Here is a 20,001-nt window from a genome sequence, read left to right as displayed (position 1 = left end):
TCGGGATCGGTTCCTACCTTGGTATCAATCCCACCCGACACCGCAGGAAGCGGAGGAACCCCTCTGTGCCCGAAAGCCGTGTGCCGCGATCCCGGCGCTTTCTCGTCTGTGAACCCAGACACTTCGCCGTGCAGTACGCGATCAACCCCTGGATGAATCCCGACACCAGGGTCGACGTGGATCTGGCCCAGGAGCAGTGGCGCTCGCTGATCAGCGCCTACCGCGCCCATGGCCACACCGTGGACACCGTGGAGCCGGTCGTCGGCCTGCCCGACATGGTGTTCGCGGCGAACTCGGCGGTCGTCGTCGACGGCCGTGTCTTCGGCTCCTCGTTCCACGCCCCGGAGCGCCGCCCCGAGTCGACCGCGTACGAGACGTGGTTCAAGTCGGCGGGCTTCGACGTGTACCGCCCCGAGTCGGTGTGCGAGGGCGAGGGCGACCTGGTCCCGGCCGGCCGCTGGATCCTGGCGGGCACGGGCTTCCGTACGACCCGTGAGGCCCACCACGAGGTGCAGGAGTACTTCGGGATGCCGGTGATCGGCCTCAAGCTCACGGACCCGTACTTCTACCACCTGGACACGGCGCTGTTCGTCCTGGACGAGACGAACATCGCGTACTACCCGGGGGCGTTCTCGCCGGGCAGCCGTGAGGTGCTGGCGCGGCTGTATCCGCACGCGGTCGTGGCGACCCGCGAGGACGCGATGACGTTCGGGCTGAACTCGGTGTCGGACGGCCACCACGTCTTCATCGACCCCGGCGCCACGGCCCTCGCCGCCGAACTTCGGCGCCACGGCTACCTCCCCGTCCCCGTCGACCTGTCGGAGTTCCGCAAGGCCGGCGGCGGCATCAAGTGCTGCACCCAGGAGATCCGCTCATGACCGCACTGACGACCACCGGCGCCGGCACCCGCACCTCCGCGGACCTGATCCGCGCCGAGGAGCCGGTCCTCGCGCACAACTACCACCCGCTGCCCGTGGTCGTGGCCCGCGCCGAGGGCGCCTGGGTCGAGGACGTCGAGGGCCGCCGCTATCTGGACATGCTGGCGGGCTACTCGGCCCTGAACTTCGGCCACCGCCACCCGACGCTGATCGAGGCGGCCCACCGCCAGCTGGACCGCCTCACGCTCACCTCCCGCGCCTTCCACAACGACCGGCTGGCCCGGTTCGCCACCTCCCTGGCCGAGCTGATCGGCCTGGACATGGTCCTGCCGATGAACACCGGCGCGGAGGCCGTCGAGAGCGCGATCAAGGTGGCCCGCAAATGGGCGTACGAGGTGAAGGGCGTCCCCGCCGACCGGGCGACGATCGTGGTCGCGGCGGACAACTTCCACGGCCGTACGACGACGATCGTCAGCTTCTCGACGGACGAGACGGCGCGTGCGGGCTTCGGTCCGTTCACGCCGGGCTTCCGGATCGTCCCGTACAACGACCTGGCGGCCCTGGAGGAGGCGATCGACGAGACGACGGCGGCGGTCCTCCTGGAGCCGATCCAGGGCGAGGCGGGCGTCCTGATCCCCGACGACGGCTACCTCACCGGCGTACGCGAACTGACGCGCCGCGAGGGCTGCCTGTTCATCGCCGACGAGATCCAGTCGGGCCTCGGTCGCACCGGCCGCACCCTGGCGGTCGACCACGAGGACGTCGTCCCGGACATGGTCCTGCTCGGCAAGGCGCTGGGCGGCGGCATCGTGCCGGTGTCGGCGGTGGTCGCCCGCCGGGACGTCCTCGGGGTACTGCGGCCGGGCGAACACGGCTCGACGTTCGGCGGAAACCCCCTGGCGGCGGCGGTCGGCCAGGCCGTGGTCGAGCTGCTGGAGACCGGCGAGTTCCAGCACAGGGCGGCCGAGCTGGGCGCCGTCCTGCGCGACGGCCTGACCGGGCTGGTCGGCAAGGGCGTGGTCGGCTTCCGGTCACGGGGCCTGTGGGCGGGCGTCGACATCGACCCGGCCATCGGCACCGGGCGGGAGATCAGCGAGCGCCTGATGCGGGCGGGAATCCTCGTGAAGGACACACATGGCTCGACCATCCGGCTGGCACCACCTCTGACGGTCACGGCCGAGGAACTGCGCTCGGCCGTCGGAACCCTGGAGAGGGTGCTCGGGCAGGGCTGATCCGGCATTCACGGGTCCACGGGGTGCGTCCCGTGGGCCCGGCCGTCGGCGTGCGGGGGCCGGGTCCTGTCCGGCGGATCAGGTCTCGGGGAATCACCAGCGCCGCATCGGCGCCGGTGAGCGGGGTCCGATGCGTGCAGCCGCACATCGCGGGACGCCGGAGAGGGTGTGCAGGCAGGGCCGACGCGGCATCCACCGGTCTACGGGGTGCACCCGTGGACCGGGCCGCGGCGCCACACCAGCGCCGGTGAGCGCGTTCCCGTGCGCGCAGCCTCAAGGCGCGGGACCCTGGAGAAGGTGTGCGGGCAGGGCTGACACCGCATCCGCGGTCCAGGGGGTGCGCCCCGTGGACCCGGCCGCCGCTCTGCGGGGTGAAGACCGGGGCAAGAGGTGGTAGACCACTCTCAGCGACAGAGAGGTCGGCCGTGGGCACTTACGAGGAGCAGCGCGTCGCCCGGCAGCGGTTCGACGTGGCCGACGCCGCGCCCGTGCTGCTCGACGCACAGGGCGTCGTGACGAGCTGGACCCGGGACGCCCAGCGGCTGCTGGCGTACGCCCCCGCCGAGGTCGTGGGCACGCAGGTCGCCGGGCTGTTGTCCGCCGAGGACGCCGAACGGGTGCCGGAACTCGCCAAGCGGTGCCGTCGGGACGGCGGCTGGGCGGGGCTGCTGACAGCGCGGCGCAAGGACGGGCGGCCGGTCCGGGTCATGGTGCGGATCACCTCGGCGCTGGAGCCCGGGGGCGCCGCCCAGTGGCTGGTGCTGCTGTCGGAGATGGACGAGGCGCCCGGCTGGGACATGAGCCGCACGGTGCTGGAGCAGATGGTCTCGGGGTCCCCGGTCGGCATAGCGATCGTCGACGCGGGTCTGCGCTTCGTGTGGTCGAACGCGGCCCTGGAGCAGTTCGGCGGCGGACCCGCCAGGCACCGGCTGGGGCTCAGGCTGGCGGACGTACAGCCCGGCCTGGACTCCGAGGCGATCGAGGCGCAGATGCGCGGGGTGCTGGAGACCGGGGAGCCGGTGGTCGGGTACGAGCACGTGGGCCGGCTGCGCTCCGCACCCCACCGGGAGACGGCGCACATGCTGTCGTTCACGCGGCTCGAGGACGACCGGGGCCATCCGATGGGCGTCTACTACACCGTCGTCGACATCACCGAGCGGCACCGGGCCCGGCAGCGGCTCGCCCTGCTCGACCGGGCGGGCGAGCAGATCGGCCGCAGCCTGGACATCGTGCGCACCGCCCAGGAGCTGGCCGACGTGGTGGTGCCGGCCTTCGCCGACTCCGTCGCCGTGGACCTGCTGGAACCGGTGCTGCGGGGCGCGGAGCTCCCGGCCGGGCCGCTGAGCACCACGGACCGGGTGCTGCTGCGCCGGGCCGGCCATCAGACGGTGCTCGACAGCGTCCCGGAGACCGTCGTCCGCGTCGGCGACGTGGCCGGCTACCGGGCCGGATCACCCCCGGTGCTCTCCCTCACCACCGGCCGGCCCTGGCGCGAGCCGCACCTCGACCCCCGCGCCGAGGAGTGGGCCACGGGCGGCTCCGGCGGCCGGGCGGCCACCTTCCTGGAGCTGGGGCTGCACAGTGTGATGATCGTGCCCGTCCGGGCTCGGGGCGTCACCCTGGGGATCACCACCTTCTTCCGGCGCCACCGCCAGGAGCCGTTCGACGAGGACGATCTGAGCCTCGCCGAGGACCTCGTCTCGCGCGCGGCCGTCTGCGTGGACAACGCCCGGCGCTACACCCGCGAGCGCGAGGCCGCGCTGGTCCTCCAGCGCAGTCTGCTCCCCCACCGGCTGCCCGAGCAGGACGCCGTGGAGGTGGCCGCGGAGTACCGGCCGGCCGACGAGCTGACCGGCCTCGGCGGCGACTGGTACGACCTCGTGCCGCTGTCCGGTGCCCGCGTCGCCCTGGTCGTGGGCGAGGTGCCCGGTCACGGCATCGACGCCGCGGCCGCCATGGGCCGGCTGCGGACCGCCGTACGGACCCTCGCGGCCCTGGATCTGCCGCCCGAGGAGGTGCTCGCCCACCTCGACGACCTGGTCGCGACGGCGGCCCGCGAGGAGGGCCTCGGGCCGGACACGGCGGCGGCCGACAGCACCCAGGCCGTGGGCTCGGGGTGCCTGTACGTCGTCTACGACCCGGTGGACGGGCAGTGCACCATGGCCGCCGCGGGCCACCCCGCGCCCGCCGTCGTGCTGCCCGACGGCACGGTCACGTTCGTCGACCTGCCCCAGGGGTCCTCGCTCGGCGCGGGCGGACTGCCCTTCGAGTCGGTCGAGCTGGCCCTGGCGGAGGGCAGCACGCTCGCGCTCCACACCGACGGCCTGCTGGCCCCCGGGCAGAGCGGGGCCGACGACGGGGCCCGGGACCGGCTGCGGCGGGCGCTGGAGCGGCCGGAGCCGTCGCTCGCCGTTCGCTGCCGGACCGTGGTCGACGCCCTGGTGCCCGCGCGCCCGAATGACGACGTGGCCCTGCTGATGGCCCGTACCCGGCTGCTCGGCGCCGACCAGGTCGCCGACTGGGACCTGCCCGCCGACCCGGCGGTCGTCGCCGACGCCCGCAAGGAGGCCACCCGGCAGCTCACGGAGTGGTCTCTGGAGGAGCTGGCCTTCACCACGGAGCTGGTCGTCAGCGAACTGGTCACCAACGCCATCCGTCATGCCGCCCTGCCCATCCGGCTGCGTCTGATCAAGGACCGCTCGCTGATCTGCGAGGTCTTCGACGGCGGCGCCACCGCACCCCATCTGCGCCATCCGCGCACCACCGACGAGGGCGGGCGCGGGCTGCTCCTCGTCTCCCAGTTCTCCCAGCGCTGGGGCACCCGCTTCGTCCCCGACGGGAAGATCATCTGGGCCGAGCAGTCCCTCACGGGTCCATCGGTGTGACGCACGAGCCGGTGCATACCGGTCATGACGTGGGAAACTGATGGGGCCCCGGTGTGAGGCGGGAACCATGAACAAGACGGCGACGATCGACTACGCGGGGGTGTTCCAGGCCCTGCCCGGCATGGTGGCGCTGCTGACGCCCGAACTGGTGTACGCGGACGCCAACGAGGAGTTCCTGCGGCTGACCGGGCGCAAGCGCCAGGATCTGATCGGCCACCATCTGTTCGACGTCTTCCCCGACAACCCGAACGACCCCACCGCGACGGGCATGCGCAACCTGGAGGCCTCGCTGCACCGCGTACTGGCCACCGGCGAGCGCGACACCATGGCCCTCCAGCGCTACGACGTGGAGGACCCCGACCGGCCCGGCGAGTGGGAGGAGCGCTACTGGAGCCCGGTCAACGCGCCGGTGCTCGGCCCGGACGGGCGGGTCGTGCTCCTGGTGCACCGGGTCGAGGAGGTCACCGAACTGATCCGGGCCCGCGGCGGGCGGAGCGGAGGCACCCGGGCCCGCGTACTGGAGGCCGAACTGTACACACGCGCCCGCGAGTTGCAGGATCTCAACGACCGCCTCCGGCGCGCCCACGCCCGTGAACGCGAGGTCGCCCTGGCTCTCCAGGAAGCGATGCTGCCCGCCCACCGACAGGTGGGCCACCACCGGGCCGCCGTGCGCTACCGGCCCGCGGTGGGCTCGCTGAACGTGTGCGGGGACTGGTACGACCTGGTCGACCTGGTGGGCGGCGACCGCATCGGCGTGTCCGTGGGCGACGTCGTCGGCCACGGCTTGGGAGCGGCCGGTGTCATGGGCCAGCTGCGCAGCGCGCTCAGCGCCGCCTCCCGGGTCGCCGAGGGCCCCGCCCAGGCCCTGGACGTCCTGGGCCGGTACGCCCATGTCGTCGACGGCGCGGAGTCGGCCACCGCCGTCACGACGTTCATCGACTTCGAGCGCTGCACGATCACCTACAGCTGCGCCGGGCACCCCCCGCCCGTACTGGTCCACCCCGACGGCCGCGTGGAGTTCCTGGACCGGGCCACCGACCCCCCGCTCGACGCCCGCCCCGACCCGGCCCCCCGCCCGCAGGCCGAGACGACGTTCACGGCCGGCGCCACCCTCGTCCTCTACACCGACGGCCTGATCGAACGCCGCCACGAGGACATCGACATCGGCCTGACCCGCCTTGCCGACTCCCTCGCCCGCCACCGCGCGGCGGACCCCGAACGACTCGCCGACGCCGTCCTGTTGGAACTGCTGCCGCCAGGTGGCGCAACCGATGACACCGCGTTGATCGTCGTACGGCTGTGAGGGTGGCCGAGCGTCGGCGGCGCGATTCCACCCGGTTCCGGCGGAACCCGCCTGCACATACACTGACGGCCCGACGCGAGCCCGGCTGACCTGCTAGAACGCGGCGGTTGAGCCGATCCCGACGGAGTGAGGAGCGACCCCCTTTGTTCTACTACGTGCTCAAATATGTGCTTCTCGGTCCGCTGCTGAGACTGGTGTTCCGACCGCGGATCGAGGGACTCGAACACGTACCGTCGTCGGGTCCCGCCATCATCGCGGGGAATCATCTGTCGTTCGCGGACCACTTCCTGATGCCCGCGGTCCTCAAGCGGCGCATCACCTTCCTCGCGAAGGCCGAGTACTTCACGGGGCCCGGGATCAAGGGACGGCTGACCGCCTCCTTCTTCCGGAGTGCCGGGCAGATTCCGGTGGACCGGTCCGGCAAGGAGGCCGGGCAGGCGGCCATCCGCGAAGGGCTCGGGGTGCTGAGCAAGGACGAGCTGCTCGGCATCTATCCGGAGGGCACCCGGTCGCACGACGGACGGCTGTACAAGGGCAAGGTCGGGGTCGCCGTCATGGCGCTCAGGGCGCAGGTGCCCGTCATCCCGTGCGCGATGATCGGCACCTTCGAGGCACAGCCGCCGGGCAAGGTGATCCCGAACATCCATCCCGTGGTGATTCGTTTCGGCAAGCCCCTCGACTTCTCCCGCTACCTCGGGATGGAGGACGAGAAGGCGGTGCTGCGGGCCATCACCGACGAGATCATGTACGCCATCCTCACCCTCTCCGAGCAGGAGTACGTCGACCAGTACGCGGCGGTCGCCAAGGCGGAGGAGGCCGAGCGCAAGAAGGCGGAGAAGGAGCAGCGGGGGCGCAAGTTCCCGCGTATGCCGCTGAGTTGAAGCCTTTGGCGCTCTCGCCCGTGGCTGTGATCTGCTCGTGGCTAATCCCCGGCCGGCCCGGCGGCGGCAGCGGTTACCGTCGCTGCATGACACGAGCTGTGGTGATCGGGGCGACGGGACAGATCGGGCGGGTGGCCGTGGGTGCGCTCGCCAGGGACGGGTGGGACGTGACCGCCGTCTCGCGGGGTGGCGGGCGGGACGCGGACTGGCCGGAGGAGGTGCGGGTCGCGGCGGCCGACCGGACCGACGACGCGGCGCTCGCGGCGGCCGTGGGCGACGGGTGCGACGTCCTCGTGGACATGGTGGCCTACGGGCCCGAGCACGCACGGCAGTTGGCCGGTCTCGCCGGCCGGGTCGGGTCGGCCGTGGTGATCTCCAGTCTGTCCGTGTACGAGGACGACAAGGGGCGGAACTTCGACACACAGAGCGAGCCCGACGGATTCCCCGAGTACCCCGTGCCCATCACCGAGGACCAGCGCACGATCAGCCCGGGCGAAGCCTCGTACAGCACCCGCAAGGCGGGGCTCGAACGTGAACTCCTCGCCGTCGCCGATCAGTTGCCGACGACGCTGCTGCGGGCGGGCGCGATCCACGGGCCGTACTGCCGGACCCCGCGCGAGCTGTACTTCGTCAAGCGCAACCTGGACGGGCGTCGTCGGCGCGTCCTCGCCTACGGTGGCGCGAGCCGTTTCCATCCGGCGAGCGTCCACAACATCGCCGAACTGGTCCGGCTGGCCGCGGCGCGCCCGGGTGCCCGGGCCCTCAACGCCGTCGATCCCGAGGCGCCGACGGTGGCCGAGATCGCGGGGGCCATCGACGCCGTGATGGGCGTCGAGGTGGAGGACGTCCTGGTGGACGGGCCTCCCCCGGCGCCCACGGTGGGCGACACCCCGTGGTCGGTTCCGGTGCCCGTGGTGTGCGACATGTCCGCCGCGGAACGGGAGTTGGGCTACCGGCCCGTCGTGACGTACGCGGAGAGTCTGCCGGAGACCGTCGCCTGGATCGAGGGTCAACTGGCCGGGCGGGACTGGCGGGAGGCGTACCCCAAGATGTACGAGACGTACGGCGACCTCTTCGACTACGCGGCGGAGGACGCCTGGCTCGTGTGACGGGGCTCGCGTGACGGGGTTCGTGTGACGGAAAAGGGGCGGCCGGAGAAATCTCCGGCCGCCCCTCACCTTTTGCCGCTACGGCTTCGGTATCGCGTGCGGGGCGCAGGTCACGTCCGCCGCGTCCACCTTGCCGGTGAGCAGGTAGGTGTCCACCCGCTCGTTGATGCACGGGTTGACGAGCCCGGTCACGCCGTGGGAGCCCGCGTCCTTCTCGGTGATCAGACGGGAGCCCTTGAAACGCTTGTGCAGTTCGACTCCGCCCTCGTACGGGGTGGCCGCGTCACGCTCGGACTGCACGATCAGCACCGGCGGCAGGCCCTTGCCGGACTTCACGTTCACCGGGGTCTGCTGCTTGACCGGCCAGGTCGCGCACGGCAGGTTCAACCAGGCGTTGGCCCAGGTGAGGAACGGATAGTCCTTGTGCAGCCGGGTGTTGTCGCGGTCCCACTTCTTCCAGCTGGTGGGCCACTTGGCGTCGGTGCACTCGACGGCCGTGTAGACGGCGTTGCCGTTCTCGGCGGTCGCGTTGCCCGCGGTGTCCGAGAGGTCGGGGGCCGCCGCGTCGACGAGCGCCTGGGTGTCGCCCGCGAAGTACTTGCTGAACACGGTGGCGACCGGGATCCACGACGAGTCGTAGTACGGGGCGCCCTGGAAGAAGCCGATCAGTTCGGCCGGTCCGACGAGCCCGCCGATCGGGTTCTTCTTGGCGGTGGCCCGCAACTCCAGCCATTTCGCCTGGACTTGGGCCCGTGTGGTGCCGAGGTGGAAGACCGCGTCGTTCTTGGCGACCCAGTCCTGCCAGTCGTTCCAGCGCATCTCGAAGGCGACGTCCTGGTCGAGGTTGGCCTCGTACCAGATCTTCTCGCGCGACGGGTTGACGACGCTGTCCGCGATCATGCGGCGGACATGGCTCGGGTACAGCGTGCCGTAGACAGCCGCGATGTACGTCCCGTAGGACACCCCGAGGAAGTTGAGCTTCTTCTCCCCCAGCGCGGCCCGGATGACGTCCAGGTCGCGCACGGTGTTCGGGGTGGTCATGTACGGCAGCATCTCGCCGCTGCGCTCGTAGCAGCCTTCAGCGTACTCGCGGGCCAGCTTGCGCTGGGCGCGCTTGTCCGCCTCCGAGTCGGGCACCGGGTCCGCCTTGGGCGCCTTCACGAACTCCTGCGGGTCGGCGCAGGAGATGGGCGCCGAGTGGCCGACTCCGCGCGGGTCGAAGCCCACGAAGTCGTACGCCTTCGAGACGTTGACCCACAGCGGGTTCTTGGTCGTGACCCGGCGCGGGAAGCGCAGCCCGGAGCCACCGGGACCGCCGGGGTTGTAGACGAGCGCGCCCTGCCGCTCCTCCTTCGTCCCCGTGTTGCCGATGCGGTCGACGGCGAGCTTGATCTGCTTGCCGTACGGCTTCGCGTAGTCGAGCGGCACCGTGACCCAGCCGCACTGGATCGGCTTCTCCAGACCCCAGTCGGCCGGGCAGTCCTGCCAGTCGATGCCGGCCTTCGCGGCCTTCGCGGCGGCGATCGTCGCGCCCCGCGTCTCACGGTCCTGGCCGTGACGGGCGCTCGCACTGGCCGCGGGCGCCGTGACGGCGCCCGCTATCAGGGTCGCCGTGATGAGCGCTCCGGCGGAACCGAGCGCGGCGGCTCGTTTCGTCGGTCTCGTGCCTCTCAAGTGGGGCCTCCCCGTACGTGGTTGCTGTCGGTCGCTGACGGGGACCGATCCTTGCCGCTGTGGGGGACCTGTGAACAGGGGGTGGGCGGTCTTCTTTGCCAATCCGATAAACGGTGAGGGGAGTTCCGCTCAGCGGATGGGCGGGCGATCAGCTGCTGTGGGCCTGCTCCAGTGCCGCCAGTGCCTGGTCCAGCACGCGCCGCAGTCGCAGTGCGTCCGGCGCGAGCGCGGTCACCAGGGCGGCGGGCCCTGCGAGCGGTACGAGCGCTGCGTCCTCCCCCAGCATCCGGGCCTCCACCGGCCTGTTCGCGAACTCCGGCCGTACGACGACGAGTTGACCGAGGGCGCGATGTCCCGCCACAACGGCGGGCCCGTCCCAGCCGCCCGGCGCTCCGGGACCGCAGGCCAGCTCCTGGTCGAGGACTGCCCGTCCCCCGACCCGCACCGTGAGACGGCTGCCGAGGCGTCCGGGTTCCTCACCGGAGCGCCCGAGTACCTGCTCCTCGCGGAACACGAGCCGGGCACCGGGCGCGAGCTCGACGCGCGTACCGACGTACAGTTCGCTGCCCTGGGCGCAGATCAACTGCTCGGGCAGCCAGCGGAGTTCGCCTCCGTCGGCAACCTGGATCCGTACGTCGTAACGGGCCTCGCCCTTCGCCTGGCCGGGCAGCGCGATGGTGGCCGCGGCGGACGCCAGATGCAGTCGGGCACCTTCCCCGACCTGCGCCTCGACGGTGAAGTGGTCGCCGCCGAGCGGGCCGCTCATCGCGCCGACCAGCATGACGCGGGCCTCGTCGCCGTGCGCGCGGATACGGCGCAGGGCGAGCGGCCCGTCGCCGTCGAGCACCGGCAGGGCAGTGCCGCCACGGCCGTCCGCCCGGGCGGCGATCCGTGCGGTGGCCCGGACGCCGGCCGTCGTCATGCGGTCCACGTCGCGAGCTGCGCGCGCACCCAGAGGGCGACGTCCGTGACGCCGGCCTCGCTGCGCAGCGACTGGAAGACGACGGGCATGTCCCCGCGGGCCGCCTTCGCGTCGGCGGCCATCCGGCCGAGGTCGGAGCCGACGTACGGTGCGAGGTCGGTCTTGTTGACGACGAGCAGGTCGGCGGTGGTGACGCCGGGGCCGCCCTTGCGGGGGATGTCGTCCCCGCCGGCGACGTCGATGACGAAGATCTGCGCGTCGACGAGGCCCTTCGAGAAGGTCGCGGTGAGGTTGTCGCCGCCGGACTCGACAAGGACGATGTCGAGCGGTCCGGCCTCGTCCTCCAGGTCCTCGACGGCTTCGAGGTTGGCGGAGATGTCGTCGCGGATGGCGGTGTGGGGGCAGGCGCCTGTCTCGACGGCGGTGATCCGCTCGGGCGGCAGCACGGCCTCCCTGAGCAGGAACTCGGCGTCCTCTCGGGTGTAGATGTCGTTCGTGACGACGGCGAGGGAGAGTTCTTCGCGGAGGGCTCGGCAGAGGGCTGCGACGGTGGCGGTCTTGCCGGAGCCGACGGGGCCGCCGAGGCCGATGCGGAGGGCTCGGCGGGTGCCGTCGGGCCGACGCGCGTCGGCACTCACGGCTGCGCCGGCGTGGGCGTGGGAGTGGTCGAGGTGCATGAGATACGGCTCCAGTTCTGGTCGCTGTGTGTTGTGGTGTGTCCCGAGACTTTGTTTCGCCCCCGCCGCCCCTACCCGTTCCCATCCCTTGGGGGCTGCCGCCCCCAAACCCCCGCCACGGCCCTGAACGGGCCTTGTCCTCAAACGCCGGACGGGCTGAAAGATCAAGCGCCGGCTGGCACCACTCAGCCCGTCCGGCGTTTGAGGACGAGGCCGTTCAGGCCGAAAGGGGGGTCTGGGGGCGCAGCCCCCAGAAGGATGGGAACGGGTAGGGGCGGCGGGGGCGGAAAACCTACGACGCGAACAACCGCACCGCCCACCCCGCATGCCCCTCCGCCCCCACCTCCAGCATCGGCGCAGAAGCCGCAGGCAACGCATCCACGTCACCCCCGACCGCCACCTCCACCGCCCGATCCACCACCCGGTCCAACTCCGGCGCCAACCGAGCCAGCACCCCCGTCGCATCGAACGGATCAAGGCTCAGCAACCGCACCACAGCCGACGCGGGCCCACTCACGCTCTCGTACACCGCGCAGTACGCCGCATCCTCCGGCCCCAACCCCGCCGCACGAGCAGCCAGTCCCAGCACCACCGGCTGATGCGCCCCCTTGGGGAACTCCCGCGCCAGCGCGTCCAGTTCCGCCGACGGCCACGTCGCCCGCGCCGCCCGCATCAACTGCCGCCCCAGCTTCCGCGCGGCGACCCGCAACGCCGGCGACGGCGTCCGGGCGTCCGCCGCACCGTCCAGCGCCACCGGATCGACACCGAACGCCGCAGCCGCCGCCAGCGCCGCCGACACCAGCCCAGCCGTATGCAGCCGCCCCCGGCAGAACTCCTCCAGGCTCGCCGCCCCGGTGACACGCCCCGCCTTCACCGCGGCCTCCGCCCCGCCGGAGTGCGCGTGCCCTCCGGCGGGAAAGCGCCCGTCGGCAAGAACGAGCAAAGCTGCCCTGCTCACTGGAACCGCCTCCCCATCAGAAGAGGAAGTACCGCTGAGCCATGGGCAGTTCGGCGGCCGGAGTGGCCTCGACCAGCTCCCCGTCGATGTGCACGGCGAAGCTGTCGGGGTCGATCCGTACCTCCGGACGCGCGTCGTTCTCCCGCATGTCGGCCTTGGTCACGGCCCGCGTCGACTCGATCGCCACGAACCGCTTCCCGAGCTGGAGCCGCTCCGGCAGCCCGTCCTCGATCGCCAACTGGGCAACGAAGTTGAACGAGTTGGACGCCGGTGCCCGGCCGATCGCGCCGAACATCGGCCGGGGCAGGATCGGCTGCGGAGTCGGGATCGACGCGTTCGCGTCGCCCATCTGCGCGTACGCGATCTGGCCGCCCTTGATGACGAGATGCGGCTTGACCCCGAAGAACGCGGGCTCCCAGAGGACCAGGTCGGCGAGCTTGCCCGTCTCCACGGAGCCCACCTCCCCCGCGAGCCCCTGTGCGAGTGCCGGGTTGATCGTGTACTTGGCGACATAGCGACGTACACGGTGATTGTCCGCGCTGCCGTCGCCCGGCAGGGCTCCCCGGCGCCGCTTCATCACATGCGCCGTCTGCCAGGTCCGCATGATGACCTCGCCGACCCGGCCCATCGCCTGCGCGTCGGACGAGATGATCGAGATCGCGCCCAGGTCGTGCAGTATGTCCTCCGCCCCGATCGTCGACGGCCGGATCCGGGACTCGGCGAACGCCAGGTCCTCCGGCACCGCCGGGTTCAGGTGGTGGCAGACCATCAGCATGTCGAGGTGTTCCTCGGCCGTGTTGACGGTGTAGGGGCGTGTGGGGTTCGTCGAGCTGGGCAGGACGTGCGGCTCCGAGACCACCGACATGATGTCCGGCGCGTGCCCGCCGCCCGCACCCTCGGTGTGGTAGGCGTGGATGCCCCGGCCCGCGATCGCCGCGAGCGTGTCGGCCACGAAACCGGCCTCGTTGAGGGTGTCCGTGTGGATCGCGACCTGGATGCCCGTACGGTCGGCTACGGTCAGCGCCGCGTCGATGGCGGCCGGGGTCGAGCCCCAGTCCTCGTGGATCTTCAGGCCGAGGGCGCCGCCGCGGATCTGGGAGAGCATCGCGTCGTGCGAGACGGTGTTGCCCTTGCCGAGCAGACCGAAGTTGAGCGGGTACTGCTCCATCGCCTCCAGCATCCGGGCGAGGTGCCAGGGGCCGGGGGTGACCGTGGTCGCCTTGGAGCCCTCGGCCGGGCCGGTACCGCCACCCACGAGCGTCGTGATGCCCGACGCGAGCGCCTCGTCGGCGATCTGCGGGCAGATCAGGTGGACGTGCGCGTCGATGGCGCCCGCCGTCACGATCCGGCCGTTGCCCGCGATGATCTCGGTCTCCGGACCGATCACCAGGTCGGGATGGACCCCGTCCATCGTGTCGGGGTTGCCGGCCTTGCCGATGCCGGTGATCCGGCCGTCGCGGATGCCGATGTCGGCCTTGACGATCCCCCAGTGGTCGATGATCACGGCGCCCGTGATGACCGTGTCGGGGGTGCCATCTGCGCGCGTAGCACGCGCCTGGCCCATGGATTCGCGGATGACCTTGCCACCGCCGAACACCGCCTCGTCACCGGCGAGTCCGGGGCCGCCGCTGCGGTCCTCCTCGATCTCGACGATCAGGTCGGTGTCGGCGAGCCGGATACGGTCACCGGTGGTGGGGCCGAACAGATCGGCGTACGCGGCACGCGAGATCTCAGGCATCGAGGGCACCTCCGGTCTCCCCGCGCAGCCCGGGCACGATGCGCGCGCCGGTGAGCGGAACGAGTTCGACGTCGACGGGGATCCCGGGCTCGAAGCGTACGGCGGTGCCCGCGGCGATGTTGAGCCGCTTGCCGCGCGCCGCCGCACGGTCGAACTCCAGGCCGGGGTTGGCCTCGGCGAAGTGGTAGTGGGAGCCGACCTGGACAGGCCGGTCGGCGGCGTTCAGCACGGTCATCGACGTGACCTCGCGGCCCTCGTTGTACACAACGGGCCCGTCGGCGAACAGGATCTCTCCGGGAATCACGGCAGCCGCCCCCTCAGACGATCGGGTCGTGGACGGTGACGAGCTTGGTGCCGTCCGGGAAGGTCGCCTCGACCTGGACGTCGTGGATCATCTCGGGGATGCCCTCCATGACGTCCTCCCTGGTCAGGATCTTGCGCCCGGAGGACATCAGCTCGGCGACCGTACGGCCGTCACGGGCGCCTTCGAGGATGTGCGAGGTGATCAGCGCGACCGCCTCGGGATGGTTCAGTTTGAGCCCTCGAGCCCGGCGCTTCTCGGCCACGTCCGCCGCCACATGGATCAGCAGCCTCTCCTGCTCGTGCGGAGTCAGTTGCACGGCGTCCCACCTCACATCCTCGCTCCGGACCGTGCGGGGTCCGGTTGCCGATGCCACCAAAACCGCTGGTGGCGCGAATGGGCACGCTAGTTGGCCGGAGTTTCAAGGACGTTAACCGGCGCGTGATCCATCCGGGTCGCCGGAAGCGGGCGCGCTCATGCTCATCACCCCGCGAAGGCCCTCCTGGAGGACTTCGACCGGCGCGCTGCCGAAGAGGGCCATCTGCGCGACGTAGCCCTGCGCCGCCGCGATCATGGTCCGCGCGACGCTCTCGGCCGGTACGTCGGCCCGCATCATCCCGGCATCCTGGTACCGCTCGACCAGGCCCACCCACACCGTGCGGACCTTGACGTACCCCTCGTTCAGCGCCTTCGACAGCTCGTCGTTGCGCAGGGTCTCGGCCCACACCTGGACGATCAGCCGGGGAAAGACGGCCACTCCCTCGTGCGCCAGCCCCGGGCGCAGACCCATCATCCGGCCCATCACCTCGCCCACCATCACGTCCGGCGGTGGAGGCGGGTCCTGCTCGCCCGCGGCCTCGAAGGCGGAGCGGACCTCCTCCAGCACCTCGGTGACGATGGCGGCGATCAGCTCCTCCTTGCCGCTGAAGTAGCGGTAGACGGCCCCGGCGGAGAGATCGACCTCCTTGAGCACGTCCTGCATCGACGTGGCGTGGAAGCCGTTGCGGGCGAAGCAGAGTGCCGCCCCGTCGAGGATCTGACGGCGTCGGGCGTCGAGGTGTTCCTGGGATACACGGGCCATGCCGTCAAAAGTAAAACGAACATTCCTTCTTGACAAGGGACGCCGATCGCAGGACGGTGGTGGCGCACCTAAAACGAACGATCCTTCTTTTTAGGTCCACTCAGATCCGTCGATTCGAGATTCGAGGAAGAAGCCATGGGGCACCGCCGCCGCATGATCGCCGTAGTCGTCCTGGTCCCCGTCCTGGTCGCGCTGGCGCTCTGGGCCTTCGCCTGGCCCGCCGCCCGCACCGCGCCCCGCGACCTGCCGCTCGGCGTGGCGGGCCCGGCCGCCGCGGTCACCCAGGTCGAGCAGGAGCTGTCGGCCCGCGAGGGCGCCTTCGAGATCCACCGGTACGCCGACGAGGCCGCCGCCCGGGACGCAGTCGAGGACCGGACCGTATACGGCGCCGTGGTCGTCACCGCCCAGGGACCGAAGCTGCTCACCGCGTCGGCCGCGAGCCCCCTCGTCGCCCAGCTCCTCACGCAGGCGGTGACCACCCAGGCCGAGCAGTCCGGCGCCCGGGTCACGACCGTCGACGTCGTCCCCGCCGCCGCGAACGACCCGCGCGGCGCCGCCTTCGGCGCGAGCGTGCTGCCACTTGCGCTCGCCGGAGTGGCCGCCGGCGCGGTGGTCACCCTGCTCGGGCTGCGCGGGGTCCGTGCGGCCGGCGCACTGCTCGGGAGCGCCGCGCTGGTCGGCGTGGTCGCCGCCGCGATCACTCACAGCTGGCTCGGGGTGCTCACCGGCGACTGGTGGACCGAGGCCGCCGCGCTGGGGCTGACGACACTCGCCGTGAGCGGCGCGGTCGCCGGACTCGCCGCACTGCTGGGAACCCCCGGCATCGGCCTCGGCGGTCTGACCGTCGTCCTGATCGGCAACCCGTTCTCCGGCGCGTCCGGCGCCCCGCAACTGCTGCCCGAGCCGGCCGGCACGATCGGTCAGTGGCTGCCGCCGGGTGCGGGCGCCTCGCTGCTCCGGTCGGTGTCGTTCTTCGACGGCGCGGCGGCCCTCGGTCCCGCCCTGACCCTGACCTGGTGGGCGGCGCTGGGCCTGGGCGCGGTGCTGCTGGGCAGCGCGCTCAGGCGCCGTACGGAGGACGGGAACAGCGAACCGGTGGCGACCGCCGAGCGGGAGCCCGCCCTGGCGAACTGACCGCCCGCGGCGAAACCGACCGGGTGTCCCCGCCACAGCGGACGGGGGCACCCGGTCCCGTACGTCTGCGTCCTGGCCGCGCGATCAGCGCGCCCCGGGTCCCCGATGCTCCGCCGCGATACCGAACCGCTGCCGTTCGACGGGCGCGGCGCCGACCTCCCGGACGCTGGAGACGGCGCTGACGACCTGCTCCTCCGCCGCGTCCAGCTCGTCCAGGCGTTCCAGGTCGGCCGCGGAGACCAGGGCGACGAGGGGCTTGCCGTGCCGCGTCACGACGACGCGCTCACCGCCGTACACCACCTTGTTGATCAGGTCGGCGAGCTCAGCCCTGGCTTGCGTCACCGGAATCTCGTAGGCCATGTGCCCCAGCGTAAGCGCTCCGCTTGGGGGGCGGCGAAGGTGTCGGTTCCTCTGTGGCGCCGTCGTGGCTGGGCGCGCAGTTCCCCGCGCCCCTTTGGGGCGCTTCCGAACCCCGGGCCGAAAAGCTCATGTGCCCTCTCACGCCTATCTCTGTACGTCCTGTACATTTCTTACGGAAGCCATCGAGGAGGCGCGTCTCATGAACGACATCGGCGAACCGTCCGCCCGCTATGTCCTGCCCGAGTTCACCGAACGCACCAGTGCGGGGCATCGGACGCTGGATCCGTACTCGAAGCTGCTGGAGGAGCGGATCGTCTTTCTGGGGACGCCCGTCGACGACACCTCGGCCAACGACGTGATGGCGCAGTTCATGCATCTCGAATATCTGGCGCCCGACCGGGACATCTCGCTGTACATCAACTCCCCCGGCGGCTCGTTCAGCGCGATGGCGGCGATCTACGACACGATGCAGTTCGTCACCTGCGACGTGGAGACCATCTGTCTGGGGCAGGCGGCCTCCGCGGCGGCCGTGCTGCTGGCCGCCGGCACGCCGGGCAAGCGCAGCGCGCTGCCGGGGGCCCGGGTGCTGATCCACCAGCCCTCGCTGTCCGGGCCGATCCAGGGCCAGGTGAGCGATCTCGCCATTCAGGCACAGGAGATGGGCCGGATCCGTACCCTGCTGGAGGAACTGCTCGTACGGCACACCGGACAGAGCCCGGAGCGGGTCGCCGCGGACATCGAGCGAGACAAGATCCTCGACGCGCAGGCCGCCCTGGAGTACGGGCTGGTGGACCGGGTCGTACCCAGCCGCAGGTCCTCGGACCCCGCCCCCGGCACGAGGTGAGCCACCGATGCTTCCGCCCGAACTGCCTCCGCTGCCCGCCCTGACGCGCGCGGAGGGCGAGTTGATCGACCGTTACCTCGAAGTGGCCGATCTACTCGGCCGTATCAACCCGGCCTATCACGGGGACACGTACCGCGGACTGCGGGCCGCGCAGGCTCTGGTCGCCAAGGCGGTGGCGCTGCGGGACGCGCTCGAATTGATGCATCAGCGTGGCGAGGCGGAGGTGCATGCCCATACGCTGGCGCGTGCGCTGCGCGTTCTCGACGGGGAGCGTCGAACGGCGCGTGTCACCGTTCCGCGTGAGCCCGCCAGTTGACCCACCCGGCCGGCGGACCCGTATCGGACGGGCCCGTCCGTCCCGGCGACGGAGTGTCCGGAACGAGCCGGGGAGTGACTGGATGACATCCCCCGTTCGGCGTAGTGACATGTCCCCCAGTCGGCCCGTTCAACTTGCGCGACGCGCGTAGTTCGCAGCCGGAACCGCGATGTTTCCTCGCTGGTCCGGGGGTGCGCGACCCTCGCCAAATTGGTCCGAGGGTACGGGTGTCCACCCGAATGGGTCACGGGTGAGTAACGCCACAAAGCCCTGATTCCATTGGGATTTTCCTACTTCCATGAGCCAAGATCCCTTCCTGACGACAAGCCCCCGCCACAACGGCGGGGCGATCCGGGTGGACGCCGAGTCCTGCCGCCGCCCGGATGACCGGTCGACAGATGTGCATCGGCAGGAGTGGAGGACCCAGGCACGACGGGTCGCCGGAACGGTCACGCCATGACCGGGCCGAGCAGCCCTTGGGGTGAAGCCGCGTCAGCGGCCGGGCAACTTCGCCAGCCCGAATCCGACAGGTCATCCTTCACAGGCGGCTGACGAAGGGTTGCGCATGTCTGCGCTCAATCGTGTTCCGTCGATGATGTCCCGAGCCGGCACGGCCTCGGCCCTCACCCTCGCCGCCGTGGGCGGCACCCTGGTGATACCGGGAGTCGCGACCGAGGCCGCGGCAATCGCGCCGTCGACGAAGGCACTTCAGATCGCGGCCTCCAAGAAGGGCTCTCCGTACAAGTACGGTGCCACGGGACCGAACAGGTTCGACTGCTCAGGGTTCACGCTGTACTCGTACAAGAAGGCGGGCAAGAAGCTGCCTCGTACGGCGGCGGCCCAGTACAACAAGACCAAGCACATCTCCGCCAAGAGCCGCCGCGGCGGGGACCTGGTCTTCTTCCACTCGGGCTCGAACGTCTACCACGTGGGCATCTACGCCGGGAAGGGAAAGATCTGGCACTCCCCGAAGACCGGGGACGTCGTGAAGCTCCAGAAGATCTGGACGAAGAGCGTCTGGTACGGCCGGGTCAGCTGACCTGCCCGGGGCGGTACGGCGGTTTCCGGAGCCGCCGTACCGCCCCGGGGCCCGTCGGCCGGTCGCCCCGGCACAGCGGGCCGCAGCAGCACCTCGGGATCGAGCGCGTCGGTGACGAATCCCCGACGCGACGGACGTACGGCAGGCCGAAGCCCCGTCGTCCAGGGCCGAACCGGTCCTGCTCCTGACGCGTCCTTACCGCTCCTTACGGCTCCTGCTGACCCGCCGCCGTTACCGGGGGCCGGGCCGGAGCCGTCCACGGGAGTTCGATCGACACCGTCTTGCCGCCCTCGCGAGTGGGGCGGACGCGGAGTCTGCCGCCCGACTCGGCGATCAGCCAGCGGATGATGACCATCCCGCGCCCGTTGTCCTGCTGCACGGCGGCGGGCAGTCGCTTGGGGAAGCGCGGGTGACTGTCGGTGACCCCGATGCGCAGATGTTCGTCACGGTCGAGGGCGACGTCCACCGTGAAGGTGGGTGACAACCCGAAGGTGTGCTGTACGGCGTTGGTGGCGAGTTCCGAGACGATCAGACGGATGGTGTCGGCGGTTTCACTCTCACCTGACAGACCCCATTCCGCCAGGACGTTGGCCACATATGCGCGGGCGGCGGAGACCGAGGCGGGATCGCTCGGCAGAGTGACGGATGCTTCCAGGTGGTCTGCCATGG

At 71.2% G+C, this 20,001-nt stretch carries 20 protein-coding genes and 1 riboswitch; of the genes, 10 read left to right on the top strand and 10 right to left on the bottom strand.

Annotation, left to right across the window (positions count from 1 at the left end; genetic code table 11):
• Positions 1-65 precede the first annotated feature (65 nt).
• From ddaH to ACFYXF_RS30675, 6 genes are all read left to right on the top strand, one after another.
• Positions 66-878: a dimethylargininase gene (gene ddaH / locus ACFYXF_RS30700; protein WP_389354423.1), complete on the top strand. Its 813-nt coding sequence runs from the start codon at positions 66-68 to the stop codon at positions 876-878.
• Entirely contained in the window at positions 875-2,110 is a 1,236-nt protein-coding gene (gene rocD, locus ACFYXF_RS30695) for an ornithine--oxo-acid transaminase (RefSeq protein ID WP_389354422.1), read from the top strand. The genes ddaH and rocD overlap by 4 nt, the downstream gene beginning before the upstream one ends.
• Before the next feature lie 425 nt (positions 2,111-2,535).
• Entirely contained in the window at positions 2,536-4,995 is a 2,460-nt protein-coding gene (locus tag ACFYXF_RS30690; RefSeq protein ID WP_389354420.1) for a SpoIIE family protein phosphatase, read from the top strand.
• A 67-nt stretch (positions 4,996-5,062) separates the two neighbouring features.
• A complete protein-coding gene (locus tag ACFYXF_RS30685; RefSeq protein ID WP_389354418.1) occupies positions 5,063-6,298 on the top strand; it encodes a PP2C family protein-serine/threonine phosphatase in 1,236 nt (411 codons plus the stop codon).
• 143 nt (positions 6,299-6,441) lie between these two features.
• Positions 6,442-7,179 (top strand): lysophospholipid acyltransferase family protein, encoded by a 738-nt coding sequence (locus tag ACFYXF_RS30680; protein ID WP_389354416.1) that lies wholly within the window; start codon positions 6,442-6,444, stop codon positions 7,177-7,179.
• A gap of 86 nt (positions 7,180-7,265) precedes the next feature.
• On the top strand, positions 7,266-8,288 hold the full coding sequence (locus tag ACFYXF_RS30675; protein ID WP_389354415.1) for an NAD-dependent epimerase/dehydratase family protein: 1,023 nt from the start codon (positions 7,266-7,268) through the stop codon (positions 8,286-8,288).
• A gap of 78 nt (positions 8,289-8,366) precedes the next feature.
• Here ACFYXF_RS30675 and ACFYXF_RS30670 read toward each other — a convergent pair whose 3' ends face one another.
• From ACFYXF_RS30670 to ACFYXF_RS30635, 8 genes are all read right to left on the bottom strand, one after another.
• Positions 8,367-9,962 (bottom strand): alpha/beta hydrolase, encoded by a 1,596-nt coding sequence (locus ACFYXF_RS30670; RefSeq protein WP_389354413.1) that lies wholly within the window; start codon positions 9,960-9,962, stop codon positions 8,367-8,369.
• 148 nt (positions 9,963-10,110) lie between these two features.
• A complete protein-coding gene (locus ACFYXF_RS30665; RefSeq protein ID WP_389354411.1) occupies positions 10,111-10,884 on the bottom strand; it encodes an urease accessory protein UreD in 774 nt (257 codons plus the stop codon).
• Positions 10,881-11,561, bottom strand: a complete 681-nt coding sequence (gene ureG, locus ACFYXF_RS30660; protein ID WP_389354409.1) for an urease accessory protein UreG — start codon at positions 11,559-11,561, stop codon at positions 10,881-10,883. Before ureG ends, ACFYXF_RS30665 begins: the two co-directional genes overlap by 4 nt.
• A gap of 292 nt (positions 11,562-11,853) precedes the next feature.
• Positions 11,854-12,519, bottom strand: coding sequence for an urease accessory protein UreF (locus ACFYXF_RS30655; protein ID WP_389354408.1), 666 nt, complete (start codon positions 12,517-12,519; stop codon positions 11,854-11,856).
• A gap of 16 nt (positions 12,520-12,535) precedes the next feature.
• On the bottom strand, positions 12,536-14,257 hold the full coding sequence (locus tag ACFYXF_RS30650; RefSeq protein ID WP_389354406.1) for an urease subunit alpha: 1,722 nt from the start codon (positions 14,255-14,257) through the stop codon (positions 12,536-12,538).
• Positions 14,250-14,561: an urease subunit beta gene (locus ACFYXF_RS30645; protein WP_055535474.1), complete on the bottom strand. Its 312-nt coding sequence runs from the start codon at positions 14,559-14,561 to the stop codon at positions 14,250-14,252. Before ACFYXF_RS30645 ends, ACFYXF_RS30650 begins: the two co-directional genes overlap by 8 nt.
• 13 nt (positions 14,562-14,574) lie before the next feature.
• Positions 14,575-14,877: an urease subunit gamma gene (locus tag ACFYXF_RS30640; protein ID WP_389354404.1), complete on the bottom strand. Its 303-nt coding sequence runs from the start codon at positions 14,875-14,877 to the stop codon at positions 14,575-14,577.
• 111 nt (positions 14,878-14,988) lie between these two features.
• Positions 14,989-15,639 carry a TetR/AcrR family transcriptional regulator gene (locus tag ACFYXF_RS30635; RefSeq protein ID WP_389354402.1) on the bottom strand — a complete coding sequence of 217 codons (651 nt, stop codon included), beginning with the start codon at positions 15,637-15,639 and terminating at the stop codon, positions 14,989-14,991.
• 135 nt (positions 15,640-15,774) lie between these two features.
• On the opposite strand from ACFYXF_RS30635, the gene ACFYXF_RS30630 reads away from it, so the two are divergent.
• The gene (locus tag ACFYXF_RS30630) at positions 15,775-16,773 is read left to right on the top strand and encodes an ABC transporter permease (RefSeq protein WP_389354400.1); all 999 of its coding nucleotides are present in this window, start codon (positions 15,775-15,777) and stop codon (positions 16,771-16,773) included.
• 84 nt (positions 16,774-16,857) lie between these two features.
• On the opposite strand, the gene ACFYXF_RS30625 is transcribed toward ACFYXF_RS30630, so the two are convergent.
• Positions 16,858-17,133, bottom strand: a complete 276-nt coding sequence (locus ACFYXF_RS30625; protein WP_389354398.1) for a type II toxin-antitoxin system Phd/YefM family antitoxin — start codon at positions 17,131-17,133, stop codon at positions 16,858-16,860.
• A gap of 208 nt (positions 17,134-17,341) precedes the next feature.
• Here ACFYXF_RS30625 and ACFYXF_RS30620 point away from each other — a divergent pair, with 208 nt between their 5' ends.
• The 3 genes from ACFYXF_RS30620 to ACFYXF_RS30610 all read left to right on the top strand — a co-directional run bounded on the left by ACFYXF_RS30620 (position 17,342) and on the right by ACFYXF_RS30610 (position 19,332).
• Positions 17,342-17,977: an ATP-dependent Clp protease proteolytic subunit gene (locus ACFYXF_RS30620; RefSeq protein ID WP_389354569.1), complete on the top strand. Its 636-nt coding sequence runs from the start codon at positions 17,342-17,344 to the stop codon at positions 17,975-17,977.
• Positions 17,978-17,984: 7 nt separating this feature from the next.
• Positions 17,985-18,293, top strand: coding sequence for a hypothetical protein (locus ACFYXF_RS30615; RefSeq protein ID WP_006374491.1), 309 nt, complete (start codon positions 17,985-17,987; stop codon positions 18,291-18,293).
• 350 nt (positions 18,294-18,643) lie between these two features.
• Positions 18,644-18,855, top strand: a riboswitch (cyclic di-AMP (ydaO/yuaA leader).
• A gap of 3 nt (positions 18,856-18,858) precedes the next feature.
• The gene (locus tag ACFYXF_RS30610; RefSeq protein WP_369036302.1) at positions 18,859-19,332 is read left to right on the top strand and encodes a C40 family peptidase; all 474 of its coding nucleotides are present in this window, start codon (positions 18,859-18,861) and stop codon (positions 19,330-19,332) included.
• Positions 19,333-19,537: 205 nt separating this feature from the next.
• Here the strand turns inward: ACFYXF_RS30610 and ACFYXF_RS30605 are convergent, their stop codons facing one another.
• On the bottom strand, positions 19,538-19,999 hold the full coding sequence (locus ACFYXF_RS30605) for an ATP-binding protein (protein WP_389354396.1): 462 nt from the start codon (positions 19,997-19,999) through the stop codon (positions 19,538-19,540).
• Between the last annotated feature and the right edge of the window lie 2 nt (positions 20,000-20,001).

It is taken from the genome of Streptomyces sp. NPDC002680 (genome assembly GCF_042889145.1).
GTDB lineage: Bacteria > Actinomycetota > Actinomycetes > Streptomycetales > Streptomycetaceae > Streptomyces > Streptomyces adonidis.
Note: the sequence above shows the minus strand (reverse complement) of the source record. Positions and strands in the feature narration are given on the sequence as shown.